The 4,429-nt window shown below is 73.1% G+C and carries 5 protein-coding genes and 1 tRNA gene; 5 read left to right on the forward strand and 1 reads right to left on the reverse strand.

Features of this window, described 5'->3' with window-relative positions; genetic code table 11:
- The first annotated feature begins 39 nt into the window (after positions 1-39).
- From AOK15_RS05360 to AOK15_RS05365, 3 genes are all read left to right on the forward strand, one after another.
- Positions 40-127, forward strand: a tRNA-Ser gene (locus AOK15_RS05360).
- A gap of 183 nt (positions 128-310) precedes the next feature.
- Complete coding sequence (locus AOK15_RS44840) at positions 311-481, forward strand: hypothetical protein (protein WP_157870160.1); 171 nt, start codon at positions 311-313, stop codon at positions 479-481.
- Positions 482-498: 17 nt separating this feature from the next.
- Positions 499-1,761 carry an MFS transporter gene (locus AOK15_RS05365; RefSeq protein WP_055513304.1) on the forward strand — a complete coding sequence of 421 codons (1,263 nt, stop codon included), beginning with the start codon at positions 499-501 and terminating at the stop codon, positions 1,759-1,761.
- A 37-nt stretch (positions 1,762-1,798) separates the two neighbouring features.
- Here the strand turns inward: AOK15_RS05365 and AOK15_RS05370 are convergent, their stop codons facing one another.
- Positions 1,799-2,242, reverse strand: coding sequence for a hypothetical protein (locus tag AOK15_RS05370; RefSeq protein ID WP_055513306.1), 444 nt, complete (start codon positions 2,240-2,242; stop codon positions 1,799-1,801).
- A gap of 281 nt (positions 2,243-2,523) precedes the next feature.
- Between AOK15_RS05370 and AOK15_RS05375 the strand changes: the two genes are divergently transcribed.
- Both AOK15_RS05375 and AOK15_RS05380 read left to right on the forward strand, forming a co-directional pair.
- Positions 2,524-3,009 carry a cation:proton antiporter regulatory subunit gene (locus AOK15_RS05375; RefSeq protein ID WP_466802271.1) on the forward strand — a complete coding sequence of 162 codons (486 nt, stop codon included), beginning with the start codon at positions 2,524-2,526 and terminating at the stop codon, positions 3,007-3,009.
- Positions 3,010-3,016: 7 nt separating this feature from the next.
- Positions 3,017-4,402 carry a cation:proton antiporter gene (locus tag AOK15_RS05380; RefSeq protein WP_055513309.1) on the forward strand — a complete coding sequence of 462 codons (1,386 nt, stop codon included), beginning with the start codon at positions 3,017-3,019 and terminating at the stop codon, positions 4,400-4,402.
- Positions 4,403-4,429 lie beyond the last annotated feature (27 nt).

The following is a 4,429-nucleotide window of genomic DNA, read 5'->3' on the forward strand; positions in this document are numbered from 1 at the left end:
CTCTAGGCGAATCCTCCGCCGGAAACATTACATGACGGCGGAGGATTCGCCTAGAGGCCTAGGGCGCACGCTTGGAAAGCGTGTTGGGGGCAACCCCTCACGAGTTCGAATCTCGTATCCTCCGCCAGTGCCTCACCGGGCACGATGTCGAAGGGCCCCACCGTTCACGGTGGGGCCCTTCGACGTTTGTCCGTCTCATTCTCCGTCTCAGCCACGCTGACCACGCTGACTTGGATCGCGTACGCGGAGGGGTCAGGAATCGCGTGACGTCCTACGCTTCTACGACCAGCGACCGACGGGGGGCGGCAGGGTGGGCCTCTTCGTCGGCGTACTCGTGATCGTCATCGGGCTTCCGGTGCTGGGCATCCTGAGCCGCAAGGTCAGTGACGGCCGGCTGTGGCGGACCGGGATGGCCCTATGGTTCGTGGGCTCCCCGGTGTTACTCGGTCTGGGCGGTTGGCTGATCCACCGGAGTCTTTGAAGAGGCATGGAAGAGGCATGAACAGGACCGCGTCACCTCACACGACCGGCGTTCTGCCCGACGCCGCCGTCGTGCAGCGCCGTGTGTTGCGGGTGTTGGTCGCCTCCCAGGTTCTTTCCGGGGCCGGGCTCGCCGCCGGTGTCACCGTGGGGGCACTGCTCGCCCAGGACATGCTCGGTGCCACCGGTCTCGCCGGGTTGCCGAGTGCGCTGTTCACCGCGGGGTCCGCGTTGACCGCCGTCGTCGTCGGCCGGGTCTCCCAGCGCCACGGGCGCCGGCCCGGACTGGCCGCCGGCTATCTCACGGGAGCCGTCGGCAGCCTCGGGGTCATCGTCGCCGCCGTCCTGGACAGCCCCGTCCTGCTGTTCGTCGCCCTGTTCGTCTACGGTGCCGGAACCGCCACCAACCTCCAGGCCCGCTACGCCGGAGCCGACCTCGCGCCCCGCGACCACCGCGCCCGGGCCGTGTCCACCGTGCTGGTCGCCACCACCCTCGGGGGCGTCGCCGGACCCAACCTCGCCGCCCCCACCGGCACCTTCGCCGAGAAGCTCGGCGTCCCCGGGCTGGCCGGCCCGTTCCTGCTGTCCGGCGCCGCGTACGCGCTCGCCGCGCTCGTCCTGGCCGTCCGGCTGCGGCCCGATCCGCTGCTCACGGCCCGTGCCCTCGCCGACGCCGGGCCGGAGGACGCCACCGCCGGCGGGGCCACCGCGGTCACCACCGACCGCGACGGGCGCGGTGGCGTGGTCCTGGGGGCGCTGATCATGATCCTCACCCAGCTCGTCATGGTCGCGATCATGACGATGACGCCGGTGCATCTGCACGACCACGGTCACGGCACCGCCGCCTCCGGTGTCGTGATCGCCGTCCACATCGCCGCGATGTATCTGCCCTCGCCGCTGACGGGATGGCTCGTCGACCGCTTCGGCCGGCTGCGGATCGCCGCCGCCTCCGGCCTCACCCTGCTCGCCTCCGGTGTGCTCGCCGCCACCGCGCCCGGCGACTCCGTCGCGCTCCTCGCGCTGGCCCTGGCGCTGCTGGGCCTCGGCTGGAACTTCGGCCTCGTGTCGGGCACCGCGATCATCACCGACGCCGTGCCGCTCGCCACCCGCGCCAGGACCCAGGGCATGGTCGACGTCTCCATCGCCGTCGCCGGCGCCACCGGCGGCATCAGCTCGGGGCTCGTCGTCGCCGCCTCCGGCTACCCCGTCCTCGCCCTCACCGGCGGTGTCCTCGCGCTCGCCGTCCTGCCCGCCGTCGCCGCCACCGCCTACCGCCGCTGAGCCCCGGCGGTCGCAGGGCTCGGCTGCCGGCCGCGGCTCACACGTCCCCCGGCCAGTCCCCCGGCTCCTGGGTGCGGGGCAGGACACGGGTGGTGAGGCGGCGGTAGGCCGCTCGGGCCTGGAGGAGGCGGGCCAGGGTCGTGCCGGTGAGGGCCGCCGTGAGGAGGCAGACCAGCCAGAACGTGTCGCGGGGGTTGGTCCAGCTGAGGACGCCGGCCGGGGGTATGGCGAAGCCGTTGAGGAAGAGCCAGCACAGGGCGGCCGTGCCGGGGGCGGCGGTGAAGCGGGCGTGGACGCCGAGCAGCGCGGACAGCAGGGAGAGCGCGGTCAGGGCCAGGCCGGGGCGGTCCGTGCCGACCAGGGCGTTGAGGACGGCGACCAGCGCCATCGCGCCGGCGAACGCCGTGGCCCACACCAGCGGTGTGGAGACGGGCTGAGGTACGGGGCGGGGGCCGGTGCCCAGGGACACCCACTGGATCATGCCTGCGCTTCCTTTCGGTCCTTCCCCCGCTGCCCGGACGGAGCCTCGGCCGGAGCGGGCACGGCGGCGGCTGTCGAGCGGGCCGCCGCCCGACGGCCGCGGTCCGCATGACCGCCGCCAGGGGGTACTGGGCAGGTCACCGGCGTCAACGCCGGAGGGGCCGGACGGGGATTGTCCCACCGGGGGCTCAACCTCGCCTCGGTCAGGTCGTTCTCGGACCTCGTTAGGGTGGCACCCATCGGGTTTCCGAAGACATGTCCGAACCAGACAGGGGGCCAGCCGTGGGTGCTCCGCGCCTCAGCAGTACGCCGTTGCCGGGGATCGGTGTGCGGTACGACCTCAACACCCGTGAGCACCGGCGGCTTTCCGTCGTGGCGCACCGGGACGGGTCACGGACGTTCAGCGCGTACCGGGAGGACGATCCCGACGCGTGCGCGTTGTCTGTACGGCTGACGGGGGGCGAGGCGACCGCCCTCGTGGACGCGTTGATGCCGGACCACCACAGCCCCAACCTGCTGTCCACCACCGAACTGGGCCTGGTCGCCGAACGGATCGAGCTGGCCTCGACGTCGTACTGGAACGGACGGGTCCTCGGGGACACCCGGATGCGGACCGACACGGGCGCGTCGATCGTGGCCGTACTGCGGCGGGCGGAGGCGATTCCGTCACCGGCGCCGGACTTCCGGCTGGCCGGCGGGGACACCCTCATCGTGATCGGCACCCGTGAGGGTGTGGAGGCGGCCGCCGCGATACTCGGCCGGGAGTGAGCGGCCCATGCACCTCTCCGCTCAGCTCTCCGCGTCCCTCGCCGCCCAGGCTCCCCCGCATCTCGCCTCGCCCGTGCGGCTCGCCGCCGAGTCCACCGGGCACTCCTCCGCCGTCTTCCTCGTCGAGTTCGGCGCGATCATCCTCGGACTGGGGCTGCTCGGGCGGTTCGCCGCCCGGTTCCGGCTCTCGCCCATCCCCCTGTATCTGCTGGCCGGGCTCGCCTTCGGGGAGGGCGGGCTGCTGCCGCTCGGCACGAGCGAGGAGTTCGTGGCGATCGGCGCCGAGATCGGCGTGATCCTGCTGCTGCTGATGCTCGGCCTGGAGTACACCGCCAGCGATCTCGTCTCCAACCTCAAGACCCAGTACCCGGCCGGTCTCGTGGACGGCGCGCTGAACGCGCTGCCCGGCGCGGCGATGGCGTTGCTGCTGGGCTGGGGCCCGGTCGCCGCCGTCGTGCTCGCCGGTGTCACCTGGATCTCCTCCTCCGGTGTCATCGCGAAGGTCCTCGGCGACCTGGGGCGGCTCGGCAACCGCGAGACGCCGGTCATCCTGAGCATCCTGGTCCTCGAGGACCTCTCCATGGCCGTCTATCTGCCGATCGTCACCGCCCTGCTCGCCGGGGTGGGGCTCGCGGCAGGCAGCGCGACCCTCGCCATCGCCCTGGGCACGGCCGGGCTGGTCCTGCTGATCGCGGTGCGGTACGGGCGCCACATCTCCCGCTTCGTCTCCAGCGACGACCCCGAGAAGCTGCTGCTGGTCGTGCTGGGGCTGACGCTCGTCATCGCCGGGCTCGCGCAGCAGCTCCAGGTGTCGGCGGCGGTCGGCGCGTTCCTCGTCGGCATCGCGCTGTCCGGTGAGGTCGCCGAGGGGGCGCACAGTCTGCTGGCGCCCCTGCGGGATCTGTTCGCCGCGGTGTTCTTCGTCTTCTTCGGCCTCCACACCGATCCGGCGAGCATCCCGCCGGTGCTGCTGCCCGCGCTCGTGCTGGCCGTCGTCACCGCGCTGACGAAGATCGCCACCGGGTACTGGGCGGCCCGTCGGGCCGGGATCTCCGCGAAGGGCCGCTGGCGGGCGGGCGGCACGCTGGTCGCGCGCGGCGAGTTCTCCATCGTCATCGCCGGGCTCGCCGTCACCGCCGGCATCGAGCCGTCCCTCGGGCCGCTGGCCACCGCGTACGTCCTGATCCTGGTCATCGCGGGCCCGCTCACCGCCCGCTTCACCGAGCCGGTCGCCCTGTGGGTGACGGGGCGGCTGCGGAAGTCGGCGGCCGGGCAGCCGGCCCTCGCCGCCGCCACGGCGGACGGCGGTGCGCCGTCGGACGCCACGTCCCTGCCCGGGGCGGCACACGAGGTCCTGCCGGCGGAGGAACGGGACACCGCCGAGCGGTCCTGAGGCCTGGTGCGGGGCTCGGCTCGGGAG

Source organism: Streptomyces ossamyceticus (assembly GCF_001418475.1).
GTDB lineage: Bacteria > Actinomycetota > Actinomycetes > Streptomycetales > Streptomycetaceae > Streptomyces > Streptomyces ossamyceticus.

Coding starts and splice junctions, on each gene's coding strand:
- AOK15_RS05365 (WP_055513304.1), top strand. CDS start 499: ATGAACAGGACCGCGTCACCTCACACGACCGGCGTTCTGCCCGACGCC.
- AOK15_RS05370 (WP_055513306.1), bottom strand. CDS start 2,242: ATGATCCAGTGGGTGTCCCTGGGCACCGGCCCCCGCCCCGTACCTCAG.
- AOK15_RS05380 (WP_055513309.1), top strand. CDS start 3,017: ATGCACCTCTCCGCTCAGCTCTCCGCGTCCCTCGCCGCCCAGGCTCCC.